Origin of the sequence: Jiangella anatolica, assembly GCF_003236295.1 — a bacterium.
GTDB lineage: Bacteria > Actinomycetota > Actinomycetes > Jiangellales > Jiangellaceae > Jiangella > Jiangella anatolica.
Genome location: NZ_POTW01000030.1, coordinates 36844 through 54687 on the forward strand (window position 1 = coordinate 36844; position 17844 = coordinate 54687).

General features: G+C 71.6%; 11 protein-coding genes. 3 read left to right on the plus strand and 8 right to left on the minus strand.

Annotation, left to right across the window (positions count from 1 at the left end; all coding sequences use genetic code 11):
• Positions 1-63 precede the first annotated feature (63 nt).
• The gene (locus C1I92_RS14490; RefSeq protein ID WP_158564136.1) at positions 64-1956 is read left to right on the plus strand and encodes a DUF4962 domain-containing protein; all 1893 of its coding nucleotides are present in this window, start codon (positions 64-66) and stop codon (positions 1954-1956) included.
• 476 nt (positions 1957-2432) lie between these two features.
• Here C1I92_RS14490 and C1I92_RS14500 read toward each other — a convergent pair whose 3' ends face one another.
• The 8 genes from C1I92_RS14500 to C1I92_RS35295 form a co-directional block, all read right to left on the minus strand.
• On the minus strand, positions 2433-4325 hold the full coding sequence (locus C1I92_RS14500) for a glycoside hydrolase family 127 protein (protein WP_111255368.1): 1893 nt from the start codon (positions 4323-4325) through the stop codon (positions 2433-2435).
• Positions 4322-6337, minus strand: coding sequence for a glycoside hydrolase family 31 protein (locus C1I92_RS14505; RefSeq protein WP_111255369.1), 2016 nt, complete (start codon positions 6335-6337; stop codon positions 4322-4324). Before C1I92_RS14505 ends, C1I92_RS14500 begins: the two co-directional genes overlap by 4 nt.
• A gap of 18 nt (positions 6338-6355) precedes the next feature.
• Complete coding sequence (locus tag C1I92_RS14510) at positions 6356-7174, minus strand: carbohydrate ABC transporter permease (RefSeq protein WP_111255370.1); 819 nt, start codon at positions 7172-7174, stop codon at positions 6356-6358.
• A complete protein-coding gene (locus C1I92_RS14515; protein WP_111255371.1) occupies positions 7171-8139 on the minus strand; it encodes a carbohydrate ABC transporter permease in 969 nt (322 codons plus the stop codon). The genes C1I92_RS14510 and C1I92_RS14515 overlap by 4 nt, the downstream gene beginning before the upstream one ends.
• Before the next feature lie 4 nt (positions 8140-8143).
• Positions 8144-9421 carry a sugar ABC transporter substrate-binding protein gene (locus C1I92_RS14520; RefSeq protein ID WP_111255372.1) on the minus strand — a complete coding sequence of 426 codons (1278 nt, stop codon included), beginning with the start codon at positions 9419-9421 and terminating at the stop codon, positions 8144-8146.
• 25 nt (positions 9422-9446) lie between these two features.
• Positions 9447-10466: a LacI family DNA-binding transcriptional regulator gene (locus tag C1I92_RS14525; protein WP_111255373.1), complete on the minus strand. Its 1020-nt coding sequence runs from the start codon at positions 10464-10466 to the stop codon at positions 9447-9449.
• A gap of 121 nt (positions 10467-10587) precedes the next feature.
• Positions 10588-14253 (minus strand): LamG-like jellyroll fold domain-containing protein, encoded by a 3666-nt coding sequence (locus C1I92_RS14530; RefSeq protein WP_111255374.1) that lies wholly within the window; start codon positions 14251-14253, stop codon positions 10588-10590.
• 505 nt (positions 14254-14758) lie between these two features.
• Positions 14759-14884 carry a hypothetical protein gene (locus C1I92_RS35295; RefSeq protein WP_267896749.1) on the minus strand — a complete coding sequence of 42 codons (126 nt, stop codon included), beginning with the start codon at positions 14882-14884 and terminating at the stop codon, positions 14759-14761.
• A gap of 224 nt (positions 14885-15108) precedes the next feature.
• On the opposite strand from C1I92_RS35295, the gene C1I92_RS14535 reads away from it, so the two are divergent.
• On the plus strand, positions 15109-16182 hold the full coding sequence (locus tag C1I92_RS14535) for a LacI family DNA-binding transcriptional regulator (protein ID WP_111255375.1): 1074 nt from the start codon (positions 15109-15111) through the stop codon (positions 16180-16182).
• Positions 16179-17825 carry a sialidase family protein gene (locus tag C1I92_RS14540; protein WP_111255376.1) on the plus strand — a complete coding sequence of 549 codons (1647 nt, stop codon included), beginning with the start codon at positions 16179-16181 and terminating at the stop codon, positions 17823-17825. Before C1I92_RS14535 ends, C1I92_RS14540 begins: the two co-directional genes overlap by 4 nt.
• The last annotated feature ends 19 nt before the right edge of the window (positions 17826-17844 follow it).

A 17844-nucleotide genomic window follows, 5' to 3' on the forward strand; every position in this document is an offset into this window, starting at 1 on the left:
ATGTCCGTTCTGACACCGCCTGCGGACATAGCGGCGCTCATCAGGCCGGGCCACCCCCGCCTGATGGTCGACGACGCGGCGCTCGCCGGGATCGCCGAGCGCATCGCGTGCGACGACCTCACCGCGCAGTTGTACGACGACCTGATCGCGCAGGCAGACGCGCTGCTCACCGCGCCGGCATCCGAGTACGAGTTCCCCGACGGGCGCACGTTACTCATCGTCACCCGCGAGGTCCAGTGCCGCCTCTACGCGCTGGCGATGGCGTATCGGCTCACGCAGGACGAGCGGTACGCGGCGCGCGCGTACGAGGAGATGGCCGCCGTAGCCGCGTTCCCGGACTGGAATCCGGAGAGTTTCCTGTCCGTCGCGGAACTCATGCACGCGTTCGCGGTGGGCTACGACTGGCTGTACGGGTACCTCGACGAGGCGCAGCGCCAGGTCGTGCGCGACGCGATCGTCAGGTTCGGGCTGGAGCCCGCGATCGCACAGCACGAGTCAGGGGCGTCGTGGACCACGAGGACGAACAACTGGAACATCGTGTGCAACGGCGGGATGATCATGGCTGCGCTCGCCATCGGCGTCGAGGAGCCGGAGCTCGCGAACGAGGCGATGCACCTCGCGTTCGGCGCGCTGCCCGTGGCGCTCGCGCAGTACGGGCCCGACGGCGGGTTCCCCGAGGGCCTCACGTATTGGGGCTACGCCACGCGGTTCCTCGTGCCGATCATGGCGTCGCTCGAGACGGCGGTCGGTGACGACTTCGGCATCACGGAGACCGCGGGGCTCGACCGCACGGTTGACTTCGGGATCTACATGACCGGTCCGGCGGGCCAGCCGTTCAACTACTACGACGCCTCCAGCAGTCACCGCCCCGGGCGGACCGCCGCGCACTGGCTCGCCGCGCATTACGGCGAGCCGGCCTACGCGTGGTGGGCCGAGCAAGGAGCCGTGCAGTCGCGTCCGCTGCCCCCGCTGCACCTGATGTGGCAGGGGCTGATCGATGGCGTGCCGCCGAACGAGGCCGGCCTGCCGCTGGACCGCGAGTTCGAGGCCATCTCCACCTTCCTCTCGCGCAGCGCGTGGAACAGCACGACCGCGAACTTCTTCGGGTTCAAGGCGGGGGACAACGCGTCGAGCCACGGCGACCTCGATCTGGGCACGTTCGTGCTCGACGCGCTCGGCACGCGTTGGGCCACGGAGCTGGGACCGGAGAGCTACGCCCTGCCCGGGTACTGGTCGGCCGGTCCCGAGGGCCGGCGCTGGACCTACTACCGCAAGCGTCCCGAGGGACAGAACACGCTCGTCATCAACCCCGACGCGACGCCCGGTCAGGCCGTCGACGCGAGGGGGACGCTCGTGGCGACCGGCTCCAGCCCGGACGCGAGCTTCGCCGTCGCCGACCTGTCGGAGGCGTACACGGCTCAAGGCGTGACGAGCTGGCAACGCGGCATGGCGCTGATCGACGGCCGGAGCCGCTTCGTCGTGCAGGACGAGGTCACGGCGTCCTCTCCGGTCGAGGCGTGGTGGTTCATGCACACGTCCGCCGACATCGACGTCGCGGCTGACGGCCGGTCCGCCATGCTCACCCTCGACGGCCGGCGGCTGCGAGCCGTCCTGCTCGATGCCCCCGACGGCGCCCGGTTCTCGGTCATGGACGCCGTGCCGCTGCCGACGTCGCCGAACCCGGGCGGCCAGACGCCGAACGCCGGTGTCCGCAAGCTCGTCATCACGGGGCCGGCGGCGGCGCGGTTCCGCCTCAGCGTGCTCCTCGAGCCGCTGCCCACGGGCGTGTACGGGCCGGAGCCCGCCGTGACGGATCTCGCGGACTGGGCGGTGGCGCCCGCTCCCGATGTCGCCCCGGCGGACCCGCGCGTCCACGGCGAGCCGGTGGCCGGCGTCTCCGCCACGAGCCACAGCGACGTCGTCGACCGGCCGCCAGCGCCGCGCCCCCGGTCGTGACCGCGGACGGGGCCGACTGCCCGGCGCAGCCGTCGTGTGCGTGGAGGCCGACGACGTCGTGGCTGCCGACGTGCGCCTCGACGGACCGCTGACGTGGTCGGGCAACGCCGTCGAGCCCCGGCGCTTCCGGCTCCACGCCGCCGACGGCGGGGGCCCGCCTGGCTCGCCCGACCAGGAGGACCTCGCCCGGCGCGCGGCGCGCCTCACTGGGCGCTGCATCGTCTCACCGTGGGAGTTGCGCTTCCCCGACAGGGGTCGCAGGTTCGAACCGTGCTGCGTCCAGGCTGTGATGTCTCAAGACATCGGCGACAGTCGAACCCTCGGTTGTGGGTTCGGCTGTTGTCATTTCGGGGTGGGCTCCTGGCCGTGAGTCCTCAGCCACGCCGCGCGCTCGCTGAGCGCCCTGCCGGGCGCCCTCGATACCCAGCACCTCGACGGCCGGCAGGTGCCATCCCGGCACAGGCATCAGTGGACCGTCAGCTCACAGGAGGCACGCTGTCCCGATCACTGGGTCCGATAGGCCGACCTGCTGGTAGCCAGATCCGCATGGTCGTCGGCCCGCGTTCGGCCCACTGGTGGTACGGCACCAGGACCACGTCGGTTCCGTCGGTGGTCCGCACGGTGACTCGGTGGCCGGCCAGCTGGGCCGGCGGCACGGACGGGTCGATCTCCAGGTCGTCCATCGTCGTGCCGGCCGGCAGGTCGACGGACTCCGCGCACAGCACCAGCGGCCCGCGTTCGACGGCGACGCAGCCGCGGACGGCGTCGATGCGGCGGTCGGGCCAGGTGAACCGGGGCGTCGTCGGCAGGACGAGCCGGATCTCCTCGCCCGGCACGAGAGGCCGGTCGACGACGGCGAAGCCGGGCGTGACGGCCCGGGTGCGGCCGCCTTCGCTGAGCACCGCACCGCCGGCCCACGACGGCACGCGCAGCCGCAGCGCCACGGCGTGGGCGGGGGCTTCGGCGACGCGGATCGTCACGGTTCCGTCGGCCGGGTAGGCGGTGTCGACGTCGATCGCCAGTGCGCCGCCGTCGTCCAGTGTGGTCGTGACGCGGGCCGGGGCGTACTGCAGCAGGGTCAGCTCGCGCGGCCCGGCCGAGGCCGCGTACGCCTGCCACGACGCGAGCGTGCGGGCCACGTTCGTCGGGCAGCAGGAGACGTCGAACCAGGCGGCCCGGGTGCCGCTCTCGGCGCGCGGGCTGACGGCGTCGTCGTCGCTCACGCCGCCGGGGGTGCGCTGGTGCAGCGGGTTGGCGTAGAAGAACGCGCGGCCGTCGGAGCGCGGCGAGGTGGCGACGACGTTGTAGAAGGTGCGCTCGATCAGGTCGGCGTACTTCACGTCGCCGATGGCGAGGTACAGCCGCCACGACACCATGATCGACGCGACGCCGGCGCAGGACTCGCAGTAGGCACGGTCGGCCGGCAGCTCCCAGTCCTCGCCGAAGCCCTCGTCCTGGTGCCGCGAGCCCATCCCGCCGGTGAGGTAGGTGCGCCGTTCGACGGTGTGGTCCCACTGCCGGGCGACGGCGCCGACCAGCGCGTCGTCGCCGAACTCGACCCCGACGTCGACCGCGGCGGCGGACAGGTAGAGCGCGCGGACGGCGTGGCCGCGGAAGGCGGTCGCCTCGCGAACCGGCACATCGTCCTGGAAGTAGGCGCGACCGAGCGGGATGTCGCGCAGCGTGCCGTGGCCGCGCCGGTCCAGGAACAGCCGGGCCTGCTCGACGTAGCGGGGCACACCGAGCGCCCGGCCGAGCTCGGCCAGGCCCACCTCGATCTCCGGGTGCCCGCACAGTCCGGCGGTCCCGAACGTCGCGCAGACGTGGTCGGCGGCGCGGCGGGCGACGTCGACCAGCTCGTCCGGGCCGGTGGTGCGCAGCCGCGCGACGGCGGCCTGCAGGAGGTGCCCGGTGTTGTACAGCTCGTGGCCGGTCTCCAGGTCGCTGTACCTCGGCGGCCGCCCACGGTGTCCGTAGCAGGTGTTGAGGTAGCCGTCGGCGTCCTGCGCCGGCGCGATGCGGGCGGTGAGCCGGCGCACCATCGCGTCGGCGGCGGCGTCGCCGGTGCGCCCGAACTCCCACGCGGCGGCCTCGATGAGCTTGTACACCTCCGAGTCGGAGAACGACCAGCCCGGCCGGTCCGACCCGGACGTGCCGGCGGCGACGCGGTCGAAGTTGGCCAGCCAGCCCAGCCGCTCCATCCACGACTCGCAGTGCTCCAGCGTCGCGCAGGCGTTGGTGGCCTGCAGCCCGGCCCAGAAACCGCCCGTCACGCGGACCTCGGCCTGGCCGAGCGGCCGTTGCGCACCCCGGACCGGCACGACCGGCCGCCCACTCGCGCGGTCCACGCCGGTGGTCGGCGCGGTCACTCGGTTCCCTCGGGCCGGAGCGGGACGTCGCTGCCCTCGCGGGTGAACACCGGGATCCGCTCCAGCGGCGCGGCCGCGGTCACCGTCGTCCCGCCCTCGACGACGACGCCAATGGCTGCGTCGACCCACGACGTCCCGGCGGGCAGGTACACCTCGCGCGAGCGCGCGCCCGGCGACGTGACCGGCGCGACGAGGATGTCGGGACCGAACTGGAACTCGTCCTCGATCTCCCATGCGCGTGGATCGCCGGGATGGTCCACGAACAGCGGACGCATCGGGGGCAGCCCGGTCTCCGCGGCCACCCGCATCTGCTCGTGGATGTACGGGCGCAGCCGCTCGCGCAGGTGCAGCAGCCCGGAGATGATCTCGTAGGCCTGTTCGCCGTACGACCAGACCTCGTTGGGGCCGCCGGTCTGCGCGTACGACGTCGGCGTGCGCGGCTCACGGTCGCCGTGCAGGCGGAACAGCGGGCAGAAGACGCCGAACTGGAACCAGCGGACCATCAGCTCGCGGTACGCCGGGTCGCGGGCGTCGCCGCCGTGGAAGCCGCCGATGTCGGTGGTCCACCAAGGGATGCCGGACATCGCGATCGACAGCCCGGCCCGCACCTGCACGCGCAGCGACTCCCACGTCGCCGGGATGTCGCCGGACCAGACGGCGGCGCCGTAGCGCTGCGCGCCCGCCCAGGCCGAGCGCGACAGCAGCACCGTCGGCTCCGCGCCCGCGGCCGCCATGCCGTCGGCGAACAGCCGGGCGTTGTCGCGCGGGTAGATCGGCGCGACCTCCGCGCCGGGGCCGGCGTGCAGCGTGAGGTTCGCGGGGTGCGGCGGGTTCAGCTCGGGCTCGGACGCGTCGAGCCAGAACACCCGGATCCCGAGGTCGAGGTAGTTGCGCCGCACCAGGTCCCAGACGTACTCGCGGGTGGCCGGGTTCGTCGGGTCGTAGAACGTCACCGGCATCGGCGTCGCCATGCCCTTGTCCTGGATCGTCTGGTGCGCCTCGACGCCCTGGTCGGCGCCGACCAGCAGGCCGCGGTCCCGGAACTCGGCGAAGTTCTCCGACAGCGGCGACACCGTCGGCCAGATCGACACCATCAGCTCGACGCCGAGGTCGCGCAACTCGGCCACCATGGCCGCCGGGTCGGGCCACTCGTCCGGGTCGAACCGGTAGTCGCCCATCGCGGACCAGTGGAAGTAGTCGGCGACGATGACCGAGAGCGGCAGCCCCCGTCGGCGGTGCTCGCGGGCGACGGCGAGCAGCTCGTCCTGGGTTCGGTAGCGCAGCTTGGACTGCCAGAACCCGCTGGCCCACCCCGGCAGCTCGGGCACGTGGCCGGTGGCGTCGGCGTAGCGGGCGAGGATCTGCGCCGGCGTCGGCGCCGCCGTGACCCAGTAGTCGATCTCGCGCGCCTGCCCCGCCTGCCAGCGGGTCGCGTTGTCGGCGAACTCGACCCGGCCCACAGCGGGGACGTTCCACAGCAGGCCGTAGCCGCGGTCGGAGAGCACGAAAGGGATCGACACCTCGCCGTTGCGCTGCACGAGGTCAAGGGCCAGGCCCTTGAGGTCGAGCCGGCCGTGGGTGCGCTGGCCCAGGCCGAACAGCTTCTCGCCGGGGTAGGCGGCGAACCGCTGGTGGATCTCGTAGGCGCCGCTGCGGTTGCCGCGGAAGTACCGGGCGCCGGGCATCCAGAAGTGCTCCCGGACCTCGGCCAGCAGCTCCGTGCCGGTGCTGGTGCGGGTGAACGTCAGCAGCGGCTCGGGATACGCGGCGGACCGGTCGAACCGGACGTCGACGGTGAGCTCGCCGTGCACGAGCCGGGCGCCGTCGCCGCCGGCCGTGATCACCGGGGGGTCGGCCTTGGGCGGCTCGTCGAGCGCGCCGTGGCTCTCGGCCGGGATGCGATACTGCGCCGCGCGCACGCGCACGCTGTCGCGGCCCCACGCCTCGATCGTCAGCACCTCGTGGCGGTGCCGGATCTCCAGCATGGTGGGGGACGGGTGGAAGGTCACCATGGATGTGCGTCCTCGGATTCAGTCCTTGACGGCGCCGGCCGTCACGCCGCCGGCCACGTAGCGCTGCGCGACGACGAGCAGCACCGCGGCCGGAACGGAGGCGACCACGGCGGTCGCCATGATGGAGTTCCACTGAGTGGTGTTGTTGCCGATGTAGGCGTAGATGCCCAGCGTGATCGGGATCTGGTCGCCGTTGCGGTCCAGCGTGGAGGCGAAGATGAAGTCCGACCACGCCCACAGGAACGCGAACAGCGACACCGTGAGCACCGAGTTGCGGCTCACCGGCAACACGACCGACCGGAACGTCCGCCAGGTGCCGGCGCCGTCGACCTTGGCCGCCTGCGTGAGCTCGCGCGGGATGCCGGCCATGAACGCGGTGAAGAGCAGGACGCCGAACGGCACCGCGATGGTGGAGTCGGCGATGATCAGGCCCCAGACCGTGTTCAGCCAGCCCAGCCGCACGTAGATCGCGTAGAAGCCCATCGCCATGACGACGCTCGGGATCATCTGCGCGACCAGCAGCAGGAAGCCGAGGGCGCCCGCTCCGCGCGGCCGGAGCTGCGCGAGGGCGAACCCGGCGGGCGCCGAGATCAGCAGCGTCAGGGCGACGCAGCCCAGCCCGACGAGGATGCTGGTGCCCAGCGCGGGGAGCTGGTCGCTGAACACGTCGGCGTAGCCCTCGAACGTCGGCGCCCACGGGAACCAGTGCGGCGGGTCGGCCCGCATGTCGCCGGTCCTCGTCAGCGACACGTTGATCATCCAGTAGACCGGGAAGAGCATGATCGCGGTCAGGACGAGGCCGACTGCGGTCTTCCACCAGGTGCGGCGTGGCTTCATGACCGCTCCTCCCGGCGCTGGAGGTACAGGTAGACGAAGCCCGCGGCCAGCGCGATGACGATGAGCAGGTTGCCCACGGCCGCGGCGGGGGAGAAGTCCGGTTGCCCGGTCCCGAACGCCTCGCGGTACGACCACACGGCCAGCGTGAGCGAGGCGTGTCCGGGCCCGCCGGTGGTCATGATCCAGATGACGTCGACCACTTTGAGCGTGTAGATCAGGCCCAGCAGCAGCGTGATCGCCGACACCGGCCGCAGCAGCGGGAAGGTCACCCGCCAGAACCGCTGCCACGCGTTGGCGCCGTCCAGCGCCGCCGCCTCGTAGAGGTCGCCGGAGATGTTCTGCAGCCCGGCGTAGAGGATCACCAGGTTGAACGGGATGCCCAGCCAGATGTTGGCGACGATCACCGACCACAGGGCCGAGTCCGGCGACGTCAGCCAGTTGATCTGGCCGATGCCGAACGCCTCCAGCACCGAGTTGACGATGCCGTTCTCGCTGTTGAGCATCCACGACCAGGTCGAGGCGGAGACGATCAGCGGCAGCAGCCACGGCACCAGGAACATCGCCCGCAGCAGGCCCGACAGCCGGAAGTGGTGGTGGAAGAACACGGCCAGCGCCAGCCCGATCGCGTACTGCGCCACGATCGACACCAGGGTGAACAGGGCCGTGTTGCGCAGCGCCGGGCCGAACGTGCTCGACGCGATGACGTCGGCGTAGTTGGCCAGGCCGAGGAACTCGGCGTTGCCCTGGACGAACGCCCGCGGGGTGTAGTCGTGCAGGCTGAGCTCGACGTTCCGGTACAGCGGGTAGGCGTAGAAGATCGCCAGGTAGGCCAGCAGCGGCGCCAGGAACGCCAGCGCCGCCCACCGGGTGGAGGACATCCGCCGCCGGCGTGGCGGAGCGCTCCTGGTGGTGGCGGGTGCCGCGGCCCCCACCACCACCGGGGCGCCGTTCACGGTCGAAGGCATGACGTCACTCGGTCGCCGACTCCGCGTTCGCCTGCGCCTCGGCGAGCGCGTCCTCCGGGCTCATCGAGCCGCTCAACGCGTTCTGGACCGCCGTCCAGAGCGCCTCGGAGATCAGCGGGTAGTCGGTGCCGAGGTCGTCGCTGGTGCGACCCTTCGCGGTGCGGACGGCGTCGACCCACGGCTGCAGGCTCTCGTTCTCCGCCAGCAGCGCGTCCTGGCCCTCCGCCGTCGGCGGGATGTAGTAGGCGAACGTGTTCGCCGTCTCGACCAGGCCTTCGGGGGTGGTCATGCACTCGACGATCTGCGTGGTGACGTCGTAGCGGGCCTCGTCGTCCTGGACCGGGGCGGTGATGAACTCGCCGCCGGTCGGCGTGGGCGCCGCGCCGCCGCCGACGCCCGGGATCTGGACGATGCCGGTCGGGAACCCGGCCTCGGCCGCGCTGTTGACCTGCCAGGTGCCGTTCACCGCGAACGCGAACTCGCCGGTCAGGAACTCCTCCCAGGTGGTGTTCTGCGAGTTGGTGATCACCGAGTTCGGCGCGTACCCGGCCTCCAGCCAGCCGGTCCACAGCCCCAGCGCCTCGACGGCCTCGGCCGAGTCCAGGTCGCGCAGGTCGGCGCCGGCGCCCCAGAACCACGGCAGGAACTGGAAGGAGCCCTCCTCCGTGCCGATGGCGGCGAACGTGATGCCCTTGTGGCCCGCGCCGGTCACCTGCTGCAGCGCCGCGGTGAGCGAGGCCCAGTCGGTGATCGAGGCGGGGTCGACGCCGGCGGCGTCGAGGACCTGCTGGTTGTAGTAGATGGCCAGCGTGTTGGCACCGATCGGGATGCCGTAGGCGTCGCCGTCGACGACGCCGGCGGCCAGCAGGTTCTCGTCGATCGCGGAGGTGTCGAAGCCGAACTCCTCCATCGTCGTGAGCATGCCCGTGTCGGCCAGCGTCGAGACGGCCGGGTTGTCGAGCAGGATGATGTCCGGCGCGGTGCCCTCCTGCGCGGACAGCAGCGCCTGGTTGGTCAGTGCCGTCGTGTCGTAGGCGGTGCGCTCGATGGTGACGCCGGCCTCGTCGCCGCAGGCCGCGACCCGCTGCGCCCAGTCGGAGGCGTCGTCGTGCTGGGGGTACGGATCCCACCAGGTGTAGGTGTCGTTCGACGCCTCGGTGTTGTCGCCGCCGTCGTCGTCGGACGACGAGCAGGCCGCCAGGGCGGTGACGATGACGATGGCGGACCCGGCCGCGCCCCATCGGATCAACTGGGCGCGGGCCGGCTTCGGTAGACGCTTCACTGCGTTTCCTCCTTGGATCGATGCATCACGTTCTGGGGGCGGCCGTGCTCTTACGGTCGACGAGCTCCGGTGCGACGAAGCGGACGACGTAGGGCTCGGCCCGGCCGGTCTCGGACTCGATGCGGCGCACCAGCTGGCGCACGGCCATCCGCCCGAGCCGGTCCGGCGCGCTCTCGATCGACGAGTACGGCAGGGAGAAGACCCGGGCGAACTCGTCGGAGTACCGGCCGATGACGGACAGGTCGTCCGGCGCGGTGAGGCCGCGCTCGTGCAGGACGGTGGGGAGCGCCGCGGCGGCGGCCTCGTTGTTGAGCAGCAGCCCGGTCGCGTCCGGGTAGGTGTCCAGCAGGCCGTGCAGCGAGCGGCCGACGGCGGGCTGCCGCGACTCGCCGAACACCGCGTGCAGGGTGACGCCGCGCAGCCGGGCCTGCTGGAGGGCGGCGTCCTGGAGCCGCCAGACGTAGGCGCCGCCGCGCTCGACGACGTGCTCGGGCTGGGAGACGAGGATGAGCTCGCGGTGGCCCAGCCGGTGCATGTGGTCGACCATCATCCGGCCGGCCTCCTCGAAGTCCAGGTCGAACACGTCCAGCCCGGAGCAGTCGCCGGGCAGCCCGACCAGCGCGCCCGGCTGGGGTGCGGCGCGCAGCACGGGTAGGCGGACGTCGTCCTGAGCCACGTTGAGCAGCACCAGCCCGTCGACCATGCGCGAGTCGGTGATGCGCCGCAGCGCGCTGGCGCCGTCGCCGTCGGTGACCAGCAGGGTGTCGTAGCCGAGCTCGCGCGCGGTGTCGGAGACGCCGAGCATGTACTCCAACATCGCCGGCGCGAACTCGTCCTCGAGGAACTGGGCCAGCAGCCCGATCACCATCGTCTGCGACGTCGCCAGCGCGCGGGCGCCGGCGTTCGGCGTGTAGCCGAGCCGGAGCACGGCGTCGTTGACCCGCTGCCGGACCTCGGCGGAGATCGCCCGCTTGCCGGACAGGGCGTACGAGGCCGTGCTGCGGGAGACCCCGGCCGCCCGCGCGACGTCGCCGATCGTGACCACGTGTTCCTCCTACTGTGCCATCAGATTGGGCGAACCGGTTCGACGATTCTCCTGGTTCGACAGCGGGCGGCCGGGCTCGGCGCGCCGGCCGCCCGCGTCGTTCAGTCGGCCGTCATCGCGCTCACCGCAGCCGGGTTCCGTTGAGCGGTGCGACCGTGATCTTGTCGATCACCGGGGCGTACTGCGAACGCAGCAGGATGCCCGGCCAGGTGTCGGACGCGTAGGTCACGCCGTCGAAGTTCGGCTGTTCCTCCGACGCGAACGTGATCGTGTTGTCCCCCTTCCGCAACTCCACCTGCACGGTGAGGTCCCAGAAGTTGTTCTGGTGGAACGAGTGCGGGAACAGCGCGCTGCCCGCGTCCTGCCCGTTGATCGTGAGATCGGCGCGGCGGGCGAGCGGGTCGGGGTTGTAGTGCGAGGCGACCGACTGCTCCGGGTTGGAGTAGCGCACCCGCATCGCGTACGTGCCGGCGGCGGGCGCCGTCACCTCGAACGTCAGCGTGTTGCCGTTGCCCGGGGCGCCGCCGACGCCGGTGACGGCGACGCCGCCGCTGGCCAGCGAGAACTCCGCCGCTTCGGCGGCGCCGGCGGTCGTCGCGTCCTCGGCCTCGTAGACCTGCTCCGCGAGCGTGCCGGTCGCCTGGACGACCTCGAGCCGGTCGACGAGCGCGGCACCGGTGACGCCGGTGACGGTGATCTTGTTGATCCCGCCGGACAGTGAGACGGCGACGGCGGACGTCGCCGGCCCGACGCGCAGCACGTCGCGGCCGTTGACCGCCAGGTCGGCGACCCCGCCGCCCAGTGTGTGCAGCCGCAGGGTGGCCTCGGCGTCGCCGGCCGAGTAGACCCAGAAGGTCGCGGTGTCGCCGGGCTGGATCTCGGCGCCGCCGGCCCCGGACGCGCCGCGCCGTTCCAGCCGCGGGTCGTCGTAGACGGTGCTCGCCCCGTCGAGGTCGGCCAGCTCGGCCTCATAGGAGTCGCTGGTCGCGTCGGGGTTGGGGAGCGAGAGGTGGATGCGGTCGACGATCGCGTCGCCCTTCGTCGCGCCGGCGCCGGCGCCGTCCAGGCTCCGCGCGGCCAGCGTGATCGTGTGCGTGCCGGCGGTCAGCTCCACCGTCGTGTCGGCGTGGTCCCAGACGACCCACTTGTAGCCCAGCGGCAGGAAGAGCTCCTGCTCGGCGGCGCCGTCGACCCGCAGGAACACGTTCGTCGGCCCTTGCTCCTCCACGGCCGCGTAGGTGTTCAGCGAGTTGGCGAAGACGCCGAGGTCGTAGGTGCCGTCCTGCGGGACGTCGACGGTGAAGTCCAGCGTGACGTCCGAGCCGGTCCGCAGGCCGCCGACGTCGTACCCGCCGGAGGTGTAGAACTTCGACACGTCCGACGGCGACCCTTCCGGGCCGTTGCGGCTGTAGCCGGAGCCGGTGTGCGCGGCGTCCTCGGCTTCGTAGGTCTGCTCCCAGAGGTTCGGCGTGACGGCGGTCGGCTCGCCGTCGCCGGCCGGGGTGAGCACGATCTCGTAGGCCGACGACTCCGCCAGCTCCGGCAGGTCGCCGCCGAAGTCGAAGGCGACGGTGCCGTCGTCGCTCACCTCCACGACTCGCTCGTCGACGATCCGCGGCTGCGCGGAGTCACCGATCTGACCGGTCCACGGGATCTCCCGGATCCAGGCGTGCACGCTGTCGCCGAGGTCGTCCGGCACGTTCCGGAACTCGATGAACCCGCTGCCGTCGGAGCCGCCGAACAGCGCCCTGGCCTGCGACTTCTCCTCGTCCAGGGTGGCCACGCCCTGCAGGGTGTAGTTCTGGCCGGGGAACGGCGGCCGGACCTCGACCGTGTGGCCCGTCATCGCGGCGTAGGCGTTGAACAGCCACCACTGGCCGTTCGCCCGGTTGGCCTGGACGGCGGAGTCGGACAGGTTGCCGTCGATGTTCCAGTAGGCGACGTCGGCGTCGACCTTGGACTCCTCGATGGCCGAGATCCACTGGATCATCTGGCCCGGCACCGACGTGTGGTAGTTGAACGCGTACTCGTTGACGTTGATCGGCAGCTCGGTGCCCTCGTACTGCGTCCCGGCGAAGAACTCCCGCTCCCACTGGCGGTAGCGGGCGACGCTGGTGCGCACCTGCTCCGGGTGGCTGAGCTCGTGCCAGGTGACGACGTCGGGGACGGTGCCGGCCTCGATGGTGTGCTCCATGAAGCCGATGACCTCGTTGTACAGCACGCTGGTGTTGGGACCGGCGATGCGCGCGTCGGGCAGCTTGCCTTTGATCAGCCGGTGGATCTCGTCCCAGGCGGCGAAGTAGTGCGTCGGGTCGGTGCGCCAGCTGACCCGGTTGTAGCTCCACTGGCCGGTGCCGAACATGTTGCCCTCGGGCTCGTTGAACGGCACGAAGACGATGTTGTCCTGGTACTCCTCGGGGAGCTGGAGCACCTGGTCGACCTGCTTCTCGATCTTCTCGACGTACAGGTCCAGCTTCTGCTCGGGGGTGCTGCCGGGCCACTCGTAGGGGAAGCCCCGGTGGATGTCGGTCATGTAGATGTACACGTCGCCGTCGGTGCTGTCGGCCAGCGGCTTCACGACCTCCAGTGCGTCGGCGCCGGGGTGCTGCGGGCCGTCCTGCGCCTTGGTCGAGACGGTGCGCAGCTTCATGCCCTCGATCAGGTTGTTCGTCGGGACGTCCTGGCCGTAGAGCCCGTAGAGCGTGCCGGAGGCGCCGCCGTGGAACGGGCCGGTGTCCTCGGCGAGGTCGATGATCAGCTCGCCCTCGCGGACGACGGTGACGGTGGCGGTGACCGTCCACGTGCCGGCGGTGCCGGTGACGGTGAACGTGCCGCGCTGGGCGTAGTCGGCCGGATCGACGTCGGCCCAGGTCACCGGGATCGCGCGGGAGTAGCCGTCGGTGAACGTCGCCGGGACGGTCCGCGGCAGGCTCGGCGCCGTGCCGATCGTGGTGCGCAGGTCGAACGACTCCTGCGCGATGCCGGTCGGCGTGGGCAGCGTGCCGCCGAAGTCCGCGGCGACCTGCTCAGGGGTGAGTGCCGCGCGGTAGACGCGGAAGTCGTCGACGGCGCCGTCGAACAGCGGGTCCTGATAGAACGAGCGGCCGATGAAGCCCGCCGAGGTCGCGCTCGCGGCCAGCAGATCGCCGGCGCCGATGGTCGTGGTCGCGGAGCCGACCGCGACCCCGTCGAGGTAGGTGGTGACCCGGTCCGCCGCGGTGTCGAGCGTGACCGTCAGGGTCTTCCAGGCGTTGGCCGGCAGTGCGGCGGAGCCCGTGACCTGCGCCTCCGCGCCGCCACCGCCGGTGGTCACGGCGGTGCGCAGGCGGCCATCGCCGTTGTACGGCGTGCTGAACAGGTACCGGGTGGTGTTCGTGCCGAGCGCGTAGATCCACTGCCAGGACGACGGCGTGCCGTCCCACCGGATCCGCGTCGACACCGTGAGGTCGGTGGCGCCGTCGAGAAGCTGCCGGGGCAGCCGGACGTACGCGCCGGTCGAGGTGGGCGCCCCGCCGGGAAGATCGATCGCGGCGCTGCCGTCGGCCCCGTCGACCAGCGACGCGCTGGCGCCGTTCACCAGCGCCGCGTCCAGGCCATTGCCGCTGGAATCGGTGACGACGCCGCTGGTCACGTCGTCGGCGTCGAACTCGTAGTGGGCCAGGGGCGCCGGAAGCTCGGCGGCCGCCGCCGGCCCCGCGAAGCCGCCCGCGGTGAGACCGGCGCCCAGTGTCGCGAGCGCGGCCGATGCCGCGGCGGCGCGCACTCGGGTGGATCTGGAAAGCACCATCGTTGCTGCTCCTGACTCGTCGCGTGCATTGATGCCGATGGGTCCCTCGGGGTGCTGGCTGCCCTCCTCGCCGCCGTGCGGGCTTCAGATCGTCGAACCGGTTCGACAATGCTGAGCCGGAACGGCTGAGTATCGAGATGTGTGAAGTTGACCCGGATCCGGGCTACGGCGACCCATTGTGAACGCTCACAGCGGAGCGGTCAAGGGGTGGTACAGGCGTGAGGGGCCCGACGGAACTCCCGATCGACGTCTCCCGCAGTCCGGCGCCGCCGGCCTGTATCCAGGTGGCCACGGCCGGCCGCGAGCAGTTCGCCACGTAGCGGATGAAGGCGAGCGTCCGGGCGCTTCACTGCGGCGATCGCTCGCGTGTGCTGCGAAGTCGGCCAGGTGTTTGGCTGTGCTCGTCGAGTATTGCCTAGATGGCGATGAGGGCCGTCTTCGAGAGGTCTGAGGAACTCGGGCCGGCGCCAGGTTCTCTTCGATCCGGTCCTGATAGATCGGCCGTTTATCCGGCCGGATTCGGCCGCAGAATTTCCACGATGACGATCACGCTCATGGCGCCGGCGATACCACTGTTCACCACGATAACTCCGTCGCGTTCGCCGAGAAAATGAGGCGACTCGGCGGGCATGATCCGGATCGGTCGACAACGAGCCCTGACGGGTAGGGGACCGCTACCGGGGCCGCCGCCGCTCGTCTGCGCGGGGGAGCCTGGCCGTGATCTGCGACATCGCGCGATTCCTGCGTGTGGAGGTCTCCGATCGACGCCACGAAGCCCTTGACGGCCCAGGAAATCCGTGCGTAACATCTCCGTCCAACCTGGTCGATACGTATCGGGGTGACGGAGGAGGGGCCTTGGCAGCGCAGCGACGGCGACCGACGCAGATGGACATCGCTCGTCGGGCAGGTGTGTCGCAGTCCACCGTCTCGGTGGTCATCAACGGCGCACCGGCGATCGCGGACGTGGCCGAGGAGAAGCGCCGAGCGGTGCTCGAGGCGGCCGCCGAGCTCGGCTACTCGGTGAACGCCTCGGCGCGCAATCTCAAGGGCGGGCGCAATCGGATGCTCGGTGTCTTCACCTTCGAGCCGGTCTTCCCCGTGAATCAGCGCGATTTCTACTTCCCCTTCCTCCTCGGCATCGAAGAATCGACCGCCGAGTGCGGCTATAACCTGCTGCTGTTCAGTGCTGTGACGGCGGGAGCCGAGCGCCGGGTTTTCGCCGATGGCGTCAACCAGCTCAAGCTGGCGGATGGCTGCGTCCTTCTCGGACGTCATCTGCGCGAGGACGACTTGGCGGCACTTCTCCGCGAAGACTTTCCGTTCGTGTTCATCGGCCGACGCGACGTGCCCGGCGAGGAGTTCTCCTACGTCGCGGCCGATTACGTGGGTGCGACCCGCGAGGTGGTGCTGTCGCTGGCGGAGCTCGGGCACCGCCGGATCGCCTATCTGAAGGCGGCCGACGACAAGGAGTGGACCCAGGACCGCGAGACCGGCTTCCGCCAGGGTCTCGACGAGGCCGGCATCGCTGACGATCAGATCCTCTTCCACGTGATCGGCGAGGACGCCAGGCTCACCGGTGCTGATCTCCGGCGCTGGCGGGCGGAGGGGGTCACCGCCGTACTGGTGGAGCCCAGCCAGGACGACAGCGCGATCGCCGCCGTGGAGCTCGCGTCCACGGAGGCGGGCATCGATATCCCGGGCGACCTCTCGGTGGTGCTGCTGGGGGACCCGCCCCTGGTCCACGCCACGGAGCGCGACTGGACGAGGTTCACCATCCCGCGCGAGCAGATGGGCCGGGAAGCCGTCCGTCTGCTGCTGGAACTCCTCGACGACGAGGACGGCGCCAAGCGGCACCTGTACCTGGACTGCGTTCCGGTCCCGGGCGACTCGGTGGCGGCGCCCCGCGGTGACGCGGAAGGGCCGACATGACCGCGCGCTCGGCCACACCGATGCCGATCACCAGGCGCCACGCGATCGGCGCCGGGCTCGGCGCGGCCGTCGCCCTGGTGACGGCGACCGCACCGGCCGCCGCCCGCCCGGTCCGTGCGGCCGGCGCCGGCGGCGGGCTCGAGCCGACGACGTTGTGGTCGCGTGGCGAGAACGGCTGGGTCGACTTCCGCGTCCACGCCGTGGACGTGACACCGGCCGGGACGGTGCTGGCCCTCAGCGAGGCGCGGGTCGGGACGAGCGCCGACGACGGGCCGAAGGACCTGGTCCTGCGCCGCAGCACCGACGGCGGCCGGACCTGGGGGCCCACGACGTTCATCGAGGATCACCACGGCGGGGCGTGGGCGAACCCGACGCCCGTTGTCGACCTGCGCACCGGCCGGATCACCGTCTTCTACGCCCTGAACGCGGCGGGCCGATCCTCGCGGGTGTTCCGGCGCGCGTCGGCCGACGACGGCCGCAGCTGGAGCGACCCGATCGAGGTCACGGACCTGTTCGAGGGGAACGAGCGCGGGTGGACGTTCCACCTGCCCGGGCCGGGCCGCGGCATCCAGCTCGCCGACGGCCGCCTCCTGGTCGAGGTCTGGCACCGCCGGTCGATCGACCTGCCCGCCGCCGACCGCGACTACAGCGTGAGCGTCGTCTACAGCGACGACGGAGGCCGGACCTGGGCCTGGGGCGGCATCGTGCCCGACCCCGCGGGCCTGGGGCTGGACGAGGCGCGGATCGCCCAGCTCGCCACGGGCGAGGTGATCGTGAACTCGAGGCTCGCGAGCGGCGTGAGCAACACCAGCCGTGCCGTCGCGCGAAGCCGCGACGGCGGCCGCACGTTCACCGATGCCGCGGTCGAGACGAACATCGCTCCGCATGCGGGCATCGCCGCCGGCCTGGCCACCCGGGTGGACCGCAACGGCGTCGAGCGCGTCGTGTACACCAGCCCGGTCAGGGGCACCGGGCGGGACACGTTGTACGCGCGGCTCAGCCACGACGGCGCGGAGTCGTGGTCGTGGGGCCGTGTGATCGACGACGCCCGGGCCGGCTACTCCGATGTCGTCTGGCTCGACGACGACATGTTGCTCGTCCTCTACAGCAGGCTCGGCGGGTCCGGAGTGGAGACGCTCGACGTCGTCGCGGCTCGGTTCGACCTCGCCTGGCTCACCCAAGGTCGCGACGACGTGGATGGCGGACCTGTCGGCTTCCTTCATACGTACCAGGTGGAAGGTCTCCGTGCGGAGACCACCGTCCCGCGGGCGCCGATGATCATCGAGCCGGCCGCCGGCGGCTCGGCCGTGACACATGTCCCCGCCGACGCACCGGACGACGCCCACGCCGTGACCATCGTCCCGGCGGCCTCCCGTCCCCACCTCCTCCGCTGCCGCTTCCGCAGGCCGGACGCGACACCAGGCGGCGCCGACGTGGTGGTCGAGGTCGACGGGCGGCCGCGTGGCGGCGTCGTGGCCACCTCGGGCGCCGACCCGTTCCTCGATGTCGATCTCGGGATCATCCCGGTCCGCGCGGGCCGGCCGGTGCGTGTCGCGTTCCGCGCGGCCGGGCCGGGTCCCGACGGCGACTCGCATGCCTTCCAGATCGACGCGATCTCGCTCGTCCCGCGGAGCAGCGCCTGACCGCGCCCGATCCATGAAC